Raw genomic sequence first — 16,654 nt, 5'->3', positions numbered from 1 at the left:
CGGGGGCCACGGCCCGTTGTCACGCGCGGTGTCCGGTGGGGGCGCTCTCCGCCGCGGCCGGTGTTTCGCGGCTGAAGGCGTGCTCCGGTTCCGGATGGCCGGGGCCCGGGCCGCGGAGGTGATGGCCGGCGCCGGGGCGGAGGCCGTCGAGGTGGACGGCGATGTGGCGGCGGGCGGTGATGTCGAGCCACTCGGGCGGGGTGTTGGGCAGGGGTCTGCTGATCAGGGCCGCGGCCATCAGCACGTCGATGGGGTTGACGTCCTCGCGCACCGCGCCGCACTCCCGGCCGAGGGCGAGCACCGCCTCCAGGGATCCGGTGATGCGGTGACGCAGGGCGGTGGCCTCCTCGTCGTGGAAGGCCGGGCCGCCGAACAGCGGGAGGACCAGGCGGGAGCGCTGCTCGACCACGCCGGTCAGGAAGCGTTCGACGGCCCGCAGCGGGGCGTCCGGGCCGCCCCCTTCGGCCACCTCCTGGGCGGCCAGCGCTTCGGCCAGCACGGTTTCGTAGCCCTCGACGGCCACCTGACGGCAGAGCGCGGCGCGGTCGGGGAAGCGGCGGTAGAGCGTCGCGATGCTGACGCCGGCACGGCGGGCGATGTCGTCCAGGGGCGCGGCGGTGCCGTGCTCGCTGAACATCGCGCGGGCCGCGTCCAGGATGCGCTGCTGGTTACGGCGGGCGTCGGCGCGCATCGCGGGCTTCGACCGTATGGATTCCTGACCGTCCCTCACGCTCCCGCGCCTTCCCTCCGTGTGCGTACCGCATGCCGTGGACCATGCCGCACGGCTGAGCCTAGCCGGGCGGTGGGCTCCGAACCGACGGTCGCGTACGGGCCTCGGCGGCCGAGGGGCGGGCGGCGACGCCGCTACCGCTACGCGCCGCCGGTCCAGCCGGTGGCGGTCACCAGCTCGCGCGCGATGTCCACCACCAGCCGCCCGTCGGTGGCCACGCGCAGGGTGTCCGCGGGGGCCTGCTCGTCCAGGAGGCGGGCCTTGCGGGCGCTGCCCCGCAGTTCACGCTCCAGCTCCGAGCCGAGTTCCCGGCCCGTCAGCCGCTCCTCCGCCGTGGCGTCCGAGGCCGTGAGGAGGACGCGGACGATCCGGGCGCCGGGCCCGGTGGCACGCTCGATCATGTCCGTGGTCGCGGGCAGCACGCTCACGGTGTTCGTGTACACCAGCCGCCGGTGGCCGAGTTCGGCGTAGTGGGCCCAGACGGCCGTCAGGTTGCGTTCGGCGATCTTCGTGCGGTGCGGATCGCCCTCGGGGGCCGGGTGGACCTGTGCCATGAAGTCTCCCTCCAGGATCGCGTGAGGCACGGACGCGGCGCGCAGCTGCGCTGATACCTCCCAGCCGACCGTCGTCTTGCCGACGCCCGCGCGTCCTCCGATGACGAGTACCTCGGCGTGTTCCATGGAGGGAGGGTGTCAGCCGCGGGCCGCCGGCGCGATGCGTTATCCGGGGCACCGGCGGGTGCGGGGCGAGCCGGTGGCACCCGGCAGCGTCGATGGCGACACCGACGGCGGTCACGCCCCGCGCTGAGCACGTGGCTCACGACAGAAAGCCCGACAGTCCCTCCAGCAGCCGGTCCACGTCCTCGGTGCTGGTGTAGGGGGCCAGGCCGACGCGGAGCCCGCCGGTGTCGCCGAGGCCCAGCCTGCGGGAGGTCTCGATGGCGTAGAAGGATCCGGACGGTGCGTCCACACCGCGGCGGGCCAGGTAGCCGTAGGCGTCGGTGGTGTCGCGGCCGTCGATGGTCAGCAGCAGGGTGGGGGTGCGGTCCGCGGCGCGGGAGTGGACCGTGATCGGGTCGAGGGCGGCCAGCCCCTTGTCGATGCGCAGCCGCAGCGCGTCCTCGTGTTCTTCGAGGGCCGCGTACGCCGATGCCAGGCGTTCGCGGCGGCTGCCGCGCGCCCGCGGGTCCAGTCCGGCGAGGAAGTCGACCGCGGCGCGGGTCCCGGCGAGGAATTCGTACGGCAGGGTGCCCAGCTCGAACCGCTCGGGGATGGCGTTGGTGGAGGGGAGCAGCTTGTCGGGGCGCAGGGTTTCCAGGAGTTCGGGGCGGCTCGCCAGGACGCCGAGGTGGGGGCCGAGGAACTTGTACGGGGAGCAGGTGTAGAAGTCCGCCCCGAGCCGGTCGAGGTCGACGAGGGAGTGGGCGGTGTAGTGCACGCCGTCGACGTACAGCAGCGCCCCGGCGCGGTGGGCGCGGCGGGCGATCTCCGGTATGGCCGGGCGGGTGCCGATGAGGTTGGAGGCGGCGGTGACGGCGACCAGCCGGGTGCGCTCGCCCAGGACGGCGCTGATGTCGTCCGGGGTCAGCTCGCCCGTCGCCGGGTCGAAGTCGGCCCAGCGCACGGTGGCCCCGGCCCGGTCGGCGGCCTGGATCCAGGGGCGGATGTTGGAGTCGTGGTCCAGTCGGGTGACCACGATCTCGTCGCCCGGCGACCAGGTCGTGGCGAGCGTACGGGAGAAGTCGTAGGCCAGTTGGGTGGCGCTGCGGCCGAAGACGACCGCGGTGGGGTCCGCGCCGAGCAGGTCGGCCATCGCCTGCCGGGCCGCCGCGACGATCGCCTCGGCGTTGCGCTCCCCCGCCGTGGTCCGGCCCCGGTTGGCCAGCGGATGGGCCAGCGCGTCGGTGATGGCCTCGATGACGGGGACGGGGGTCTGCGTACCGCCGGGGCCGTCGAAGTGGGCCGAACCGGCCTTCAGCGCGGGAAACTGCGCGCGGATGGCGGTGATGTCGTACGTCACGGCAACTCCTTGCTGCGGTGCGGAGGGCGGTCGGCGGATGAGGCACCGTGGTGATCGATTATGGAGTTCGCCAGGGCTGCGGGGAACAGCGCCACAGCTCCCGCCGGCCCGCGGGAGGGGGCTTCGAGGGGCCCGTGGCGGCCGTGGTCGGCTTCGCCGGGCGGAGGCGTGATCAGGCGCGTGCCCGGCCACCCTGCTTGAATCATCCCATCGGACACATAACGGGAAGAATGGTCGCCCCCCCATTCCGCCGCACGGAACCGGAGCGCGGGACCGGGCGCGGGACCGGGGCGCGGAGGGTGGTGGCACCGGCGTGAGCAGCGAGTCTCCCCCTCCGCCGGAGCGGGCGCGGAAAGGGGAGGGCGGACGGCGTCCGGGGATCCGGCGCGGCGGGCGGGCGCGGTACGCGGCGCTCGGCAGCCGTCCGCGCCGGGCGCTGCGAGCCGTGGCGCCGATGTCGGCGGGGCCCCGGGGGGCCGGTGCGGACGGGGCGAGTGATCGGGTGCATCCCGGGGTGCGGCTCGCCGCCGCGTACGCATGGCGGCTGTTGGCCGTCGGGGTGACGGTCTATCTGGCGTTCACCGTGCTGGGCCGTTTTCAGCTGGTGGCGGTCGCGGTGTTCCTGGCGCTGGTGGGCACGGCGCTGCTGCGGCCGCTGGCCGATGTGCTGGCGCGCGGGCTGCCCCGGCCGCTCGCGGTGGCGCTGGCGGTGTTCGGCAGTCTGCTGGCGGTGCTGGGGCTGCTGGCGCTGGTGGGCAGTGCGGCGGCGGGTGAGGCGGGACGGCTCGTGGGCGAGTTCCGCGGCGGGATCGGCCGGATCACGCAGTGGCTGGAGGGGCCGCCGTTCCATTTCCGGCACCGTACGCTGACCGGGCTGCACAACAGGATCAGCACCTTTGTGTCGGCCCATCGCGCCACCCTCATCAGCAGCGCGCTCAGCAGCGCGGGCCGGATCGTGGAGGCGCTGACCGCGGCGGTGCTGGGGCTGTTCTGCTCGCTGTTCTTCGTGCATTCCGGTGACGGGATGTGGCGGTGGTTCCGCGAGCAGCTCCCGGAGGCGGCCCGCTCCCCGTGGGACCGGGCGGGCCGGGCGGCCTGGAGCACCTTCGCGGGGTACACCCGGGGGATCATCCTGGTGGCGGCGGCCAACGCGACGCTGGTCGGCCTGGTCCTGCTGCTGCTGCGGGTGCCGCTGGCGCTGCCGCTGACCCTGCTGGTCTTCTTCGCCACCTTCATCCCGCTGATCGGCTCGCCGATCGCGCTGGCCGTGGCCACGGTGGTGGCCCTGGCCGGGCGGGGGCCGGTCATCGCGGCGGTGGTGCTCGCGCTCGTCGTCGTGGCCGGGCAGTTCGAGGGGCATGTGCTGCATCCGCTGGTGATGAGCTGGGCGGTGCGGCTGCACCCGGTGGTGGTGGCGATCTCGGTGATCGCCGGAAGCATCGTGGCCGGGGTGGTCGGCGCGATCGTGGCCGTGCCCATGGTGTCCGTGGCCTGGTCGGTGACCCGTGCGCTGCGGACCCCGCCCCGATAAATTGCATCTGAGATTCGCATTATCTAATCTGGTGTCATGCGGCTGACGAAATCGACCGACCTGGCCCTCCGGGCCATCATGCGACTGGCGGTCACCGGGGCCGAGCCGTGCACCGCGCGGCAGATCGCCGGGGAGATGCGGGTGCCGTACAGCCACTTGGCGAAGGTGGCCGCCCGGCTGCAGCACCTCGGCCTCATCGAGACGCGACGGGGGCGCGGCGGCGGGCTGGCGCTCACCGGGGCGGGCCGCACCGCGTCGGTCGGCCAACTGGTCCGGGAGCTCGAAGGGCCCGCCGAGGTGGTCGACTGCGAAGGCGACACCCCGTGCCCGCTCCGGCAGGGCTGCCGGCTGCGGATGGCGCTGCGGCAGGCGCAGGAGGCGTTCTTCTCCTCGCTCGACCCGCTGACGGTCACCGATCTGGTCGGCTCCCCCACCGGGCCCGTCCTGCTCGGACTGGTCGGACAGGGCCCCGAGGCGGACCGGTGAACCCTCCGGGGACACCGGGCCGACCCTCCCCCGCCCGTGCGCCGGCGCTCACCGCGTCGGGTTTCTTCGCGCCGTTGAATACGAATCTCATGTACCGCTTAGGAGCCGGTGATGCTCTCCCAGAAGTCCGCTGACACCGTCCGCGCCACCCTGCCCGCCGTCGGCGCGGCCATCGGGTCCATCACCGACCTGTTCTACCGGAAGCTCTTCGAGGCCCACCCGGAGCTGCTGCGGCACATGTTCAACCGGGGGAACCAGGCCGCCGGAATCCAGCGGCAGGCCCTCGCCGGCGCCGTCGCCGCGTTCGCCACCTCGCTGGTGGAGCACCCCGGTGTCCGCCCCGACGCGATGCTGACCCGGATCGCGCACAAGCACGCCTCGCTCGGGGTGAGCCCCGCTCAGTACCCGCTGGTGCACCGCCACCTGTCGGCCGCGATCACGGAGGTCCTCGGTGACGCGGTCACCGAGGACGTGGTGGCCGCCTGGGACGAGGTCTACTGGCTGATGGCCAATGCCCTCATCGAGATCGAGCGGCGGCTGTACGCCGAGCAGGGCGTGCTGGCGGGCGGGACCTGGCGGCCGTGGGAGGTGACCGAGCGGGTCCGGGAGACCGCGGACGTCGTCACCTTCCGGCTGCGGCCCGCGGACGGCCGCCCGGCACCGGCCTTCAAGGCGGGCCAGTACGTCTCGGTCCAGGTCGAACTGGCCGACGGGGCGCGCCAGATCCGTCAGTACAGCCTGACCAACCCGCCCGGTGCGTCGGTGCGCTCCATCACCGTCAAGCATGTGCGCGGCGGCAAGGGGCCGGACGGCGAGGTCTCGGGTCATCTGCACGAGCACCTCCGGGAGGGCGATGTGATCAGCGTGTCCGCCCCGTACGGCGACCTCGTGCTCGACGCCACGGACGCACCCCTGCTGCTGGCGTCGGCCGGTATCGGCTGCACACCGATCGTCGCCATGCTGGAGGACCTGGTCGACCGGGGGCACCAGGCCCCGGTCATCGCGGTCCACGCCGACCGCTCCCCCGACGACCACGCGCTGCGCGCCGACCAGGAGCGGCTGGTCACCAAGCTCGCCCAGGGCTCCGCGCACCTCTGGTACGAGCGGCCGGGGGACGGCCGGCCGGCCGAGCGCACCGGCCGGGTGGACCTGTCGGACGTCGAGATCCCCGACGGCGTCCACGCCTACCTCTGCGGACCACTGGGGTTCATGCGGTCGGTGCGGACCCAGCTGCTGGAGCGCGGTGTACGGCCGTCCGCCATCCACTACGAGGTCTTCGGCCCCGACCTGTGGCTCGCCCAGGACTGACCCCGGCTCACCCGACCGCCGCTTTCCGGCCGTCCCCGGCGACCGCCGGGCCCCGGATCGCGGCGTGAAGGACACGAATGGCCCAGGGTGCGGTCGCCTCGGTCCGGGTACTCGTGGCACGGTACGCAGCACGGATTCCGCCCATCCCGGATGAATGCCGGACATGGCCGCCGGTATCACCGCACCCGACCGAGGAACCATGGATCGCGAAAAGATCACTCTCAGCGGCACCCAGGAGACGATGCTCGCCACGCTGTACGGCAGGGCGGTGGACAGCCGCTCTCCGCACTCCGTCCTGGGCGACCATACGGCCCAGGAGGCGGTGGAGCGCGTCGCCTACGACTTCGCCAAGACGGGCATGACGGAGACCACCGCGGTCGGCATCGCGCTGCGGGCCAAACAGCTCGACGACTGGACCGCCGCGTTCCTGGCCGAGCACCAGAAGGCGACCGTGCTGCACCTGGCGTGCGGGCTGGACACCCGGGTCCACCGGCTCGACCCGTCGCCGTCGGTGCGCTGGCTGGACGTCGACTACCCCGACGTCATCGAGCTGCGCGAGCAACTGCTCCCGCGGCCTTCGGGCGCCTACGAGATGATCGCCTCCTCGGTGACCGAGGAGGCGTGGCTGCGCGAGGTGCCCGACGACCGGCCGACCGTGGCCGTCTTCGAGGGCCTGACGATGTATCTGCGCAAGGAGGAGGGCAAGCGCCTCATCCAGCGGATCACCGACCGGTTCCCCGGCGGTCAGCTGCTCTTCGACGTCTACGGGTCCCTGGGCATCCGGCTCCAGAAGTTGGTTCCGGCGGTGCGCAACGCGGGCGCGACGCTGCACTGGGGATTGGACGATCCGCGTGAGATCGAGAGCTGGCACGACGGGCTGACCTTGATGGACTCGGTGCGCAGCGTCGACATGCCGGGGATGGAGGCGATGCCCACCGCGGGCAGGATGAGCATGAAGGTGATGGCGCGTCTGCCCGGCTTCAAGGACGTGGGCCGCATTCTGCGCTACCGCTTCTAGTGCCCGCGTCAGTCAAAGTTCGCCCGGTAGCAAGGCGTCCTGGTGCGGTCAGATGCAAGGCGCCGGATCGGCCTCGTAGTGGGGCCTACTCGGTCGATTCGGCAACGCCGCAGATGACCGTGCCAGGGCGGCGAGCGGGGTGAACCTTGGCTGACGCGGCACTAGCTCATGGATGGCGCCACCGCGCGGAGGGGACGCCGGGCGATCCACAGGCTGAGCCCCGCGAGCGGGATCGTGGTCAGGACGGTGACGGCGACCGTTCCGAGACCGTCGTCCCCGCTGCCGAGCAGCTGGCCGGTGAGCAGGAAGAGCACCATGTTGTTTCCCGCGTGGGCCAGGCTCGCGGTCCATATCGTGCCGCTGCGTATGAAGAGCCAGGCGAGAATGACCTCCTGGCACTGGAAGCTGAGGGTCCACACCAGCAGCCCCAGCAAGAGATGCGGGAATTCGACATAGCCGATGAAGGCCAGCGGAAAGTGCCAGGACGCCCAGATGAGCCCGGTGACGATCATCGATGGCGCCATTCTTCCGCCGAAGAGCCGCGGCCGGAGATAGCTGGTCCAGCCGAACTCCTCACCCCAGTACAGCGGGGTGAGGAGCGGCATCGCGAGCATCAGGGCGCACAGCGCCGCCCAGCCCGGGACACCGTCCGCGATCTCGTCCAGCGGGCTGAGGTCCGGGCGCCACACACCCAGCGCGGCCGCGAGCGCCATGGTCACGGCGGCGAACGCCAACGGGCCCAACCAGGCGAGGAGGTAGTAGCGCCAGGCGGACTTCAGCCGGAGCCGGAGCCCCGCGTCGGCGAATCCCTCCCGGGTGACCCAGCGCCGTACGACGAACGCCGCGATGCCGGGTACGCAGAAGGCCGGGAGCTGCAGCAGGGGATGCAGTGCGGACAGTCCCATGGCTGTGTACGCCACGAACAGCCACAGCCAGGTTCCGGCGCAGGACAGGGCGAGGTACACCACAATTCCTCTGGTTTTCGATGACATCGACGCGCATGCCTTTCGTGAGTGATGACGGGTCGGCGCGGAAGGCCGCGGAAGAGAGCTGGATCAGGCTGCCGTCCGGCGGCGTGCGGACGCATCGCTGCCGAGGGTGAATTCCCCGTCCCCCGGCATCGGGAGGGCGGCTGGCTCTTTCGGGGGAGGCGGTGCGCTCCGGGCCGCCGGTAGCGTGCGGGCCATGCGCACACTGATGCGCCCGCTTTTCGATGGCGCCACCTATCGGGGTTGGGCTTACGCGTTTCTCGGAGCGGCACTGAGTGTGCCGCCGCTGGTGGTGGCGGTGGTGGTGTCGGCGCCGCCCGGGTGGCCGCTGCCCGGCCGTATCGCGGGCGTCACGCTCGCGCTCGTCGTGGTGATCGCTGTCATGGGCGGTCCGCACGCGGCGCGCCGCGGATGCGTCACGCTGGCCAATCGGTGGCTCGGCACCGAACTGCCCGCCCCGGCCGCCGCGTCGCCCCGGTCCCGGTGGGCCAACCGGGCGCGGACGGCGGCCTGGCTGGTGCCGCACGCGGCGGTGGGCGTGGCGGCGACGGCGGTGACCGGGGCGCTTGCCTTCGCCGCCGTCATCTTTCCGGCCGTATGGCTGGACGGCGGGGGCCGGGTCGCCGTCCTCAGGGGCCACGTCACCGTGCGGGCGGGCGTGACGGGGGCGTGGTGCCCCGTCGTCACCGCCCTGTGTCTGCTGCTGGCCGCGTACGTGACCGCGGCCGCCGCGGCGGGGCTCCGGCTGCTGGCTCCGGTCCTCCTCGACCACCGGCCCGCCGAGCGGGCGGCCGCCGCCGAGGAGCGGGCGCGCCTGCTGGCCGGGCGCAACCGGCTGGCGCGGGAGCTGCACGACTCCATCGGGCATACGCTGACCGCCTCCACCATCCAGGCGGCGGTGGCGAGCGAACTGCTGGAGCGTGATCCGGCGGCGGCCCGGCGCGCCCTGAACACCATCGAGGAGACGGCCCGCGCGGCGATGGACGACCTCGACCATGTCCTCGGAGTCCTGCGGGACCAGCACGCGTCCACCGCTCCCGCGCGCACCCTCGCCGATCTCGGCACGCTCGCTGAGTCGGTGCGCCGGGCGGGCGCGGTGCTGGAGATGACGACCGAGGGCGCCCTGGACCGCGTCCCGGCGACCGTGTCGCGCGAGGCGTACCGCATCGTCCAGGAGGGGCTGACCAACGCGCTGCGGCACGGCGCCGAGGCGGGCATCACGCTGCGGGTCGCCGCCCGCGACGGCCTGCTGGAGGTGGAACTCGTCAAGCCGGTGGGCGGCGGGGCGCGCTTCCGCCGGGGCGGGCGGCCGCGTCGGGGGCTGGCCGGGATCGCCGACCGGGTACGGCTGCTGAACGGTGAGGTGTCCGCCGGGCCGGTGGACGGCCCCGGGGGCGGATGCGCCCGGTGGCGGCTGGTGGCGCGGCTGCCGCTGGGGGCCGCGCGATGACCACCGTGAACGCCGGTGGGGCGCCGGACGGGGCCAGGAGTGCCGGCCGTGCGGTGCGCGTGCTCATCGTGGACGACGAGGAACTCACCCGCACCGGACTGCGGACCCTGCTGTCCGCGCAGCCCGATCTCACCGTGGTCGGCGAGGCCGCCGACGGGTCCGAAGTGCTGCCGCTGGTGGACGCGTCGCGGCCCGATGTGGTGCTGATGGATGTGCGGATGCCCACCGTCAACGGCATCGAGGCCACGCGGCGGCTGCGGGCCGCGTCGGCGGAGCCGCCGAAGATCATCGTGATCACCACCTTCGAGAACGACGAGTATGTCTACGACGCCCTGGAGGCCGGGGCCAGCGGGTTCATCCGCAAGCGGGCCCCGGTCCAGCAGATCGCCCATGCCATCCGGCTGGTGGCCAGCGGGGATTCGGTCCTCTTCCCCGAAGCCGTCGCCCGTCTGACCACCGGACGTCCGGTGCGGCGGGAGGCCGCGGAGCGGGTGGCGGCGCTCACCCGGCGGGAGGCGGAGATCCTTCAGCTGATGGCGGAGGGGCTGACGAACCAGCAGATCGCGGGGGCGCTGACGGTGAGTCCGGAGACCGTCAAGACGCATGTGGGCAATGTGCTGACCAAGCTGGGCGCCGGGAACCGGACCCAGGCGGTGATCCTGGCCTTCGAAGCGGGGCTCGTGCCACGAAGGTAAGAAAGCGGTTTCAATCATCAAGTCACCTGTGTGGCAGACGCCTTGACACCACTTATGACAGCGCTTTCTATTGCGTGATGACCTCTGGACGACGCTCCGTCAGACCCGGCCGACGCCCGCCACGGACGCACACGCCCGCACCGGCGACCCGCTGTTCGTCACCCCGGACGTGTCGGGCCCGTACGGCACTCCCACCAGCGGCCCGCGGCTGCGCACCGGCCTGGCCTTCGCTCCCCGGCCAAGCTCCCCTCTGCTCGACTCCGGCGTCCCCACCCCCGGCAACGGCGGCCGCGACTACCGGGGCACTCCGCTCTACCACGGCGCCCCCGACATCGGTGCGATCGAGGGCCCGTGTTAATCGCCGCCGTTCGCCGGTGGCGCCTCGTACCGTGAGGAGATGGTGGAGATGACGGAAGTGGAGAGCGAAATCCTCGATCCGATGGAGCGGCTGCTCGCCGAGCGGGCTTGTGAGCGGCTGATCGTGGAGTTCCTGTGGCGGCTCGATCTGGGGGAACCGGGCACGGTGGCGGAGTTGTTCACCGCCGACGGGACGTGGGAGTGGCCCGCCGGGGATCGGCTGGTGCGGGGGCGGGACGCGCTGTGGGAGTATTTCGCGTCGCGGCCGGTGGACCGGCTGTCGCGCCGGGTGTGTTCGAACGTCCTGGTCACGGTGGACTTACGCGACGACGGCCGGTGCGACGTCGTATTTCGCGACGTACCGGGTCGACGGCTATCGCGGCGGCATCGTCCCGTCGCGGCCGCCGGTCGATGTGGGGCACTACGAGGACGCGCTCCGCCGGGTGGAGGGGCGGTGGCTGCTGGCCTCGCGAACCACGCATCTGGCCTTCGGCGGGGCTACGGAGCGGCTCGGGGGCGCGGAGCGGACGTGAGTCAGCGGTCCTCCGCTTCCGCGCCGCAGCGCCGGCAGTGCTCGAAGGGAGTGATGTCCTGGAGGGCGCCGCACGCGGCGCAGACGCGGTCCAGCCAGCAGGCGGCGTCCCCGCCCTCAGGTTCGGCGGGGGCGGGGGCCGAGGGCTGCCGGGGGTCTGTCTCGCTCATCGTCGATGTCCCTCTCTCGCCGGAGTCTCTGCCCGACCATTGGCCGGGTATCAGGATCCCACGCGACGGACAGCGGCCTCGGGCGCGCTGACCTTCAGGTGTCCCGAGGCGGTCCCCGGGCCCGTCGCTTCCTGGAGCAGGTACCCGCCTCCTGGGACGACACCCGGCTGCCGGTGGGGCGACCCGGGGAGAGCGCGGTGCTCGCGCGGGCGAAGGGCGGGCGCTGGTTCATCGGCGGCACCTTCACCGGCGACGCGCACACCGCCGCCGTGGCACTGCGGCTGGGCGGGTGAAGTGGCTGGTCGACCTCGTCCTCGACGGAGCGGACGGCCTGGTGCGCGAGCCGAGGGTGGTGCGCGGCGGGGACACCGCGTCCGTCCCGGTGGTGAAGGACGGCGGATTCGCCGCGATCGCCTGCCGCCGGCGGCCCGGCCTCACCAGATGCGACCGGTCCTGACCGCACACCTTGAGGCACATGCCCGCGCCGGATCCGGCGCGGGCGCGCGGAGCGGCGGATCCCGCGCATCTGACGCATGATCGTTCCAGGGCGACCGAGCGGATCACACGTCAGGAAGCGGATATGGCGATCACCAGATGGTTCTTCGAGCCCGGCCACACGGGCGCCGAATTCAAGGCCAGGCACATGATGGTCACGTACGTGCGCGGGCAGTTCAAAAATATTCAGGGGTCGATCGAGGTGGATCCCGACAAGCCGGAGGACGCCCGGATCGAGGCGACCATCGACGCGACCCAGGTGTACACGGGGCAGCCGCAGCGGGACGCCCATCTGCGCAGCGCGGACTTCTTCGACGTCGCGCACCACCCGATGTGGACGTTCACCAGCACGGGCGTCACCCAGCTGAGCGAAACCGAGTTCGAGGTCACGGGCGACCTCACCGTGCGCGGTGTCACCCGCAGGGTGCCGCTGCACGTGGCCTATCTGGGGCAGTGGGGCACACCCTGGTGGGAGGGCGACCAGGACCTGGGGCCGAGGCAGCGGGCGGGCTTCCTCGCCACGGGCCGGGTCAACCGGCATGACTTCGGGGTGTCCTGGAACGACGCGGTGGACCGGGGCGGGGTCGTGGTGAGCGACCTGGTCGATATCACCATCGACGTGGAGGCCGTGCTCGACCCCTCGGGCCCGCGTTCCTGAGCGACGGAACCGCTAACGGCCCGGAGGTCTGCGGGTGCGGGTCCACTCCCCCAGCTGCCGGGCCGTCCAGGTGTTGACGATCCGCTCCTTCGGCACGCCGCATTCCACCGCCCGGGTGCATCCGTTGATCTGCCAGTCGAGCTGGCCGGGTGCGTGGGCGTCGGTGTCGACCGAGAAGAACGTCCCCGCCCGGACCGCCTCCCGGAGCAGCCGCCGCGGCGGGTCCAGCCGCTCCGGTCTGCAGTTGATCTCCACGGCGGTGCCCGACTCCGCGCAGGCCGCGAAGACCTCGGCGGCGTCGAACGCCGACTCGGGCCGCTTGCCGCCCAGCAGCCGCCCCGTGCAGTGCCCCAGCACATCGACGAGCGGATCGCTGACCGCGGTCACCATCCGGCGGGTCATCGGGCGGGCGTCCATCCGCAGCTTGGAGTGGACGGAGGCCACCACCAGGTCCAGCCGGTCCAGCAGTTCGGGCTCCTGGTCCAGCGAGCCGTCGGCCAGGATGTCGACCTCGATCCCGGTCAGCAGCCGGAACGGCGTCAGCGTCTCGTTGAGCGCCGCCACCACGTCCAGCTGCTCGCGCAGCCGGTCCGCCGAGAGTCCCCGGGCGACGGTCAGCCGTGGGGAATGGTCCGTCAGCACCGCCCAGTCATGCCCCAGCCGGGCGGCCGTACGGGCCATCAGCTCGATCGGGGAACCGCCGTCGGACCAGTCTGAATGCAGATGGCAGTCGCCGCGCAGCGCGGCCCGCAGCTCGTCCGCGGCGGCCCCGGCCCCGTGCTCCCCGGCCCCGTGCTCCCCGGGGCCGGCTTCCAGCTTCCGCAGATAGCCGGGCACCTCCCCCTTGAGCGCCTCCTTGACCACCTGTGAGGTCTTGGGGCCGAGGCCCTTGAGCGAGGCGAGGGTGCCCGCCGCCACCCGTCGCTCCACCTCTTCCGCGGGCAGCCCGGCGAGCACCGCCTGCGCGGTACGGAAGGCGCGGACACGGTACGTGGGTGCCTGCTCGCGCTCCAGCAGGAACGCGATCCGGTCCAGAGCCGTCAGCGGGTCCACCACGCCCTCCATTGTCCTCGCGGTGCCTCAGGCGCGCCGGTCCGGGCGGCGGCCCGGGGGCTGCCGGGGCTCGGGCCGGGCGGTCTGCTCGGGCACGTCGCAGGTCTGGGGCGACTTGTCGGAGACGGTGATGGGCCGGCCGTAGTGCTGGATCTCCAGCGGGGCGCCCTCGACCAGGGTGTAGGTGGCGGTGAGGTCGGTGATCTCCACCCGCAGCCGCCGTCCCAGCACCTGCACGCTGAAGGCCAGCCGGGCCAGCTTCTCCGGCAGCTTGGGCGAGAAGCACAGGCTGCCCTCGCGGTACCGCATCCCGCCGAACCCGGCGACCAGCGCCATCCAGGTGCCCGCCAGTGAGGCGATGTGCAGGCCGTCGCGGGTGTTGTGCTCCAGGTCCCGCAGGTCCATCAGGGCCGCCTCGCCCAGATAGTCGTAGGCGAGGCGCAGATGGCCGACCTCGGCGGCCATCACCGCCTGGGCACAGGCGGACAGGGAGGAGTCCCGGACAGTCAGATGCTCGTAGTAGGCGAAGTTGCGGGCCTTCTCCTCGTCGGTGAAGCACTCGCCACGCAGATACATGGCCAGCACCAGGTCGGCCTGTTTGACCACCTGTTTGCGGTACAGGTCGAAGTAGGGGAAGTGGAGCATGAGGGGGTACTGGCTGGGGTGGGTGTTCTGGAAGTCCCACTCCTGGTGGTCGGTGAAGTCGGCGGACTGCTCATGGACGCCCAGCGTCTTGTTGTACGGGACGGCCATGGCCTCGGCCGCGTCCCGCCAGGTCGCCGCCTCCTCGTCATCGGCGCCCAGCGCCGAGCCCTTGTCCGGGTGGCGCTCCACGACGTCCGCCGCGGCGCGCAGGTTCGACTGGGCCATGAGGTTGGTGTAGACGTTGTCGTCCGCGATGGCGCTGTACTCGTCCGGGCCGGTCACCCCGTCGATGTGGAAGCGGCCGTGGTGGTCGTGATGGCCCAGGGAGCGCCACAGCCTGGCGGTCTCCACCAGGATCTCCACCCCGGTCTCGCGTTCGAACTCCTCGTCGCCGGTGGCGGCGACGTAGCGCACCACGGCGTCGGCCACATCGGCGTTGATGTGGAAGGCGGCCGTGCCGGCCGGCCAGTAGGCGGAGCACTCGGAGCCGTCGATGGTGCGCCAGGGGAACGCGGCCCCTTCGTGGCCCAGCTGACGCGCCCGCTCCCGGGCGGCGGGCAGGGTGGACTGGCGCCAGCGCAGCGCCTGGGCGACCGCCTCGGGGAAGGTGTAGGTCAGCAGTTGCAGGACGAAGGTGTCGGCGTCCCAGAAGGAGTGCCCGTCGTAGCCGGAACCGGTGAGGCCCTTGGCGGGGATGGCGCGTTCCTCGGCGCGCGCGCCGGCCTGCAGGACGTGGAAGATGCCGAACCGTACGGCCTGCTGGATCTCGGCGTCGCCCTCGACCTCGACGTCGGCGCGGGCCCAGAAGTCCTCCAGCCAGGCGCGCTGCTGTTCGACCAGGCCCTCCCAGCCGGTGGAGGCGGCTCCGGCGAGCGCCGCCTCCACCTGGTCGCGTACGGCGGGCAGTGAGCGGGTGCCGGACCAGCCGTAGGCGACCAGCTTGTCCAGCCGTAGCTTCTCGCCCGGCTTGAGGACCGAGGTGACGGTGAGGCGGGCGACGTCGTCGGCGCTTTCACTGACGTGACGGGTGGGCGGCGGCCCGGTGATCAGGTGGTCGGCGGCGGCGCCGACCCGCAGCCGGCTGGCCTTGGTGCAGTGGATCAGCCGCAGCCGCTTGTCGACGGCGGCGTGCTCCTCCGGCTCCAGCGGGCTCTCCAGCGCGGAGGCGACCCGGGGATCCCCGCCGCGCTCCGGCAGCTGCTCGTTGGCGACCAGTTCGGACTGGACGACGACCCGGATCTCGGCGTCCAGCGCCTCGACCTCGTAGGCGATCGCGGCGATGGACCGCTGGGTGAGGGAGACCAGCCGGGTCGAGCGGACCCGCACGCTGGTTCCCGAGGGGGAGGTCCATTCGCAGGTGCGGTGCAGCAGGCCGGCCCGCAGGTCGAGCACGCGCTCGTGGGAGCGGAGCCGCCCGTAGCGCAGGTCGAAGGGCTCGTCGTCCACCAGCAGCCGGATGACCTTGCCGTTGGTGACGTTGATCATGGTCTGGCCGGCTTCGGGATAGCCGTAACCGGCCTCCGCGTACGGCAGCGGGCGCAGCTCGTGCACACCGTTGAGGTAGGAGCCGGGCAGTCCGTGCGGCTCGCCCTCGTCGAGGTTGGCGCGCCAGCCGACGTGGCCGTTGGAGAGCGCGAACACGGACTCGCTCTGCGGCAGCAGATCGAGGCGGAGCACGGTCTCGCGCAGCTGCCAGGGATCGACGGCGTACGAGGAATCGGTGATCACGAGGGGCCCTCCAGCAGCTCGGCGAGATCCTTGACGACGATGTCGGCGCCGTGTTCGCGCAGCGCGTCGGCCTGGCCGGCCCGGTCCACTCCGACGACGCAGCCGAAGCGGCCGGCGCGGCCCGCCTCCATGCCCGCCAGGGCGTCCTCGAAGACGGCCGCCTCGGCGGGCTCGGCGCCCAGTTCCCGGCCGGCCTCCAGGAAGGTGTCCGGGTTCGGCTTGCCCGGGAGCCCGCGCTCGGCGGCGACCACGCCGTCGATCCGCACCTCGAAGAGATGCTCGATACCGGCGGCGATCAGCACGTCGCGGCAGTTGGCGCTGGAGGAGACGACCGCGGTACGCAGCCCGGCGGCGCGCACGGCCTCGGCGAACCGCACCGATCCGGGGTACGCCTCGACACCGTCCTCCCGGATCTTCTCCAGGACGAGGATGTTCTTCCGGTTGCCGAGCCCCTGGACGGTGTCCTTGTCGGGCGGGTCGTCCGCGCTGCCCTCGGGGAGGTCGATGTCCCGGGAGGCCAGGAAGGTGCGTACGCCGTCGGCGCGCGGGCGGCCGTCGACGTACTCGTCGTAGTCGGTGGTCTTGTCGAAGGGGCGGAAGGAGGGCCCGTCGCGGCGTCGCAGGAACTCGTCGAACATCTGCTTCCACGCCGCCGCGTGCACCACGGCGGTCCGGGTCAGTACCCCGTCGAGGTCGAACAGGCAGGCCCGGATGCCCGCCGGCAGGCAGAGCTTGGTCATGGCTTCCGGTTCCCCAGCGTCCGCCGGAATATGCGGCGCGGTCTTCGGCG

18 protein-coding genes and 1 pseudogene are annotated in these 16,654 nt (G+C 72.5%); 11 read left to right on the top strand and 8 right to left on the bottom strand.

Annotated features, from left to right (window positions below; all coding sequences use genetic code 11):
- Positions 1-19: 19 nt before the first annotated feature.
- From ASC60_RS22905 to ASC60_RS22895, 3 genes are all read right to left on the bottom strand, one after another.
- Complete coding sequence (locus ASC60_RS22905) at positions 20-730, bottom strand: TetR/AcrR family transcriptional regulator (protein ID WP_159043300.1); 711 nt, start codon at positions 728-730, stop codon at positions 20-22.
- Between the two features lie 140 nt (positions 731-870).
- Positions 871-1,410: a hypothetical protein gene (locus tag ASC60_RS22900; protein ID WP_055553883.1), complete on the bottom strand. Its 540-nt coding sequence runs from the start codon at positions 1,408-1,410 to the stop codon at positions 871-873.
- Between the two features lie 136 nt (positions 1,411-1,546).
- Positions 1,547-2,749 (bottom strand): cysteine desulfurase-like protein, encoded by a 1,203-nt coding sequence (locus ASC60_RS22895; RefSeq protein WP_055553881.1) that lies wholly within the window; start codon positions 2,747-2,749, stop codon positions 1,547-1,549.
- Between the two features lie 313 nt (positions 2,750-3,062).
- Here ASC60_RS22895 and ASC60_RS22890 point away from each other — a divergent pair, with 313 nt between their 5' ends.
- The 4 genes from ASC60_RS22890 (at position 3,063) to ASC60_RS22875 (ending at position 7,092) form a co-directional block, all read left to right on the top strand.
- Positions 3,063-4,280, top strand: coding sequence for an AI-2E family transporter (locus ASC60_RS22890; protein WP_199831025.1), 1,218 nt, complete (start codon positions 3,063-3,065; stop codon positions 4,278-4,280).
- A 36-nt stretch (positions 4,281-4,316) separates the two neighbouring features.
- Positions 4,317-4,766: an Rrf2 family transcriptional regulator gene (locus ASC60_RS22885; protein WP_055553879.1), complete on the top strand. Its 450-nt coding sequence runs from the start codon at positions 4,317-4,319 to the stop codon at positions 4,764-4,766.
- A 111-nt stretch (positions 4,767-4,877) separates the two neighbouring features.
- The gene (locus ASC60_RS22880) at positions 4,878-6,074 is read left to right on the top strand and encodes a globin domain-containing protein (RefSeq protein ID WP_055553877.1); all 1,197 of its coding nucleotides are present in this window, start codon (positions 4,878-4,880) and stop codon (positions 6,072-6,074) included.
- A gap of 199 nt (positions 6,075-6,273) precedes the next feature.
- Positions 6,274-7,092 (top strand): class I SAM-dependent methyltransferase, encoded by an 819-nt coding sequence (locus ASC60_RS22875; protein WP_055554004.1) that lies wholly within the window; start codon positions 6,274-6,276, stop codon positions 7,090-7,092.
- A 161-nt stretch (positions 7,093-7,253) separates the two neighbouring features.
- On the opposite strand, the gene ASC60_RS22870 is transcribed toward ASC60_RS22875, so the two are convergent.
- The gene (locus tag ASC60_RS22870) at positions 7,254-8,057 is read right to left on the bottom strand and encodes a CPBP family intramembrane glutamic endopeptidase (protein WP_234357084.1); all 804 of its coding nucleotides are present in this window, start codon (positions 8,055-8,057) and stop codon (positions 7,254-7,256) included.
- A 220-nt stretch (positions 8,058-8,277) separates the two neighbouring features.
- Between ASC60_RS22870 and ASC60_RS22865 the strand changes: the two genes are divergently transcribed.
- The 4 genes and pseudogenes from ASC60_RS22865 (at position 8,278) to ASC60_RS22850 (ending at position 11,116) form a co-directional block, all read left to right on the top strand.
- On the top strand, positions 8,278-9,531 hold the full coding sequence (locus tag ASC60_RS22865; RefSeq protein WP_063787192.1) for a sensor histidine kinase: 1,254 nt from the start codon (positions 8,278-8,280) through the stop codon (positions 9,529-9,531).
- Entirely contained in the window at positions 9,528-10,226 is a 699-nt protein-coding gene (locus ASC60_RS22860) for a response regulator transcription factor (RefSeq protein ID WP_055553873.1), read from the top strand. Before ASC60_RS22865 ends, ASC60_RS22860 begins: the two co-directional genes overlap by 4 nt.
- A 70-nt stretch (positions 10,227-10,296) precedes the next feature.
- On the top strand, positions 10,297-10,584 hold the full coding sequence (locus tag ASC60_RS22855; RefSeq protein ID WP_055553871.1) for a hypothetical protein: 288 nt from the start codon (positions 10,297-10,299) through the stop codon (positions 10,582-10,584).
- A 48-nt stretch (positions 10,585-10,632) separates the two neighbouring features.
- Positions 10,633-11,116 (top strand): annotated as a pseudogene (locus ASC60_RS22850) (nuclear transport factor 2 family protein).
- A 1-nt stretch (position 11,117) separates the two neighbouring features.
- Here the strand turns inward: ASC60_RS22850 and ASC60_RS42300 are convergent.
- Entirely contained in the window at positions 11,118-11,285 is a 168-nt protein-coding gene (locus ASC60_RS42300) for a hypothetical protein (RefSeq protein ID WP_199831024.1), read from the bottom strand.
- Between the two features lie 98 nt (positions 11,286-11,383).
- Between ASC60_RS42300 and ASC60_RS43080 the strand changes: the two genes are divergently transcribed.
- From ASC60_RS43080 to ASC60_RS22840, 3 genes are all read left to right on the top strand, one after another.
- Positions 11,384-11,578 (top strand): glycoside hydrolase family 97 C-terminal domain-containing protein, encoded by a 195-nt coding sequence (locus tag ASC60_RS43080; RefSeq protein WP_055553869.1) that lies wholly within the window; start codon positions 11,384-11,386, stop codon positions 11,576-11,578.
- Positions 11,575-11,742: a hypothetical protein gene (locus ASC60_RS43075; RefSeq protein WP_234357083.1), complete on the top strand. Its 168-nt coding sequence runs from the start codon at positions 11,575-11,577 to the stop codon at positions 11,740-11,742. Before ASC60_RS43080 ends, ASC60_RS43075 begins: the two co-directional genes overlap by 4 nt.
- 123 nt (positions 11,743-11,865) lie before the next feature.
- On the top strand, positions 11,866-12,438 hold the full coding sequence (locus ASC60_RS22840; protein ID WP_055553867.1) for a YceI family protein: 573 nt from the start codon (positions 11,866-11,868) through the stop codon (positions 12,436-12,438).
- A 12-nt stretch (positions 12,439-12,450) separates the two neighbouring features.
- On the opposite strand, the gene ASC60_RS22835 is transcribed toward ASC60_RS22840, so the two are convergent.
- The 3 genes from ASC60_RS22835 to ASC60_RS22825 are packed head-to-tail and all read right to left on the bottom strand — an operon-like array spanning position 12,451 to position 16,604.
- Entirely contained in the window at positions 12,451-13,503 is a 1,053-nt protein-coding gene (locus tag ASC60_RS22835) for a PHP domain-containing protein (protein ID WP_199831023.1), read from the bottom strand.
- Positions 13,504-13,518: 15 nt separating this feature from the next.
- A complete protein-coding gene (locus tag ASC60_RS22830; protein ID WP_055553865.1) occupies positions 13,519-15,864 on the bottom strand; it encodes a glycoside hydrolase family 65 protein in 2,346 nt (781 codons plus the stop codon).
- Positions 15,861-16,604 (bottom strand): HAD family phosphatase, encoded by a 744-nt coding sequence (locus ASC60_RS22825; RefSeq protein WP_055553863.1) that lies wholly within the window; start codon positions 16,602-16,604, stop codon positions 15,861-15,863. Before ASC60_RS22825 ends, ASC60_RS22830 begins: the two co-directional genes overlap by 4 nt.
- Positions 16,605-16,654: the final 50 nt, after the last annotated feature.

It is taken from the genome of Streptomyces sp. NBRC 110028 (assembly GCF_001417735.1).
In the GTDB taxonomy this organism is placed as follows: domain Bacteria; phylum Actinomycetota; class Actinomycetes; order Streptomycetales; family Streptomycetaceae; genus Streptomyces.
The sequence above is the reverse complement of the archived record's forward strand: the minus strand, read 5'-3'. Positions and strand labels throughout refer to the sequence as shown.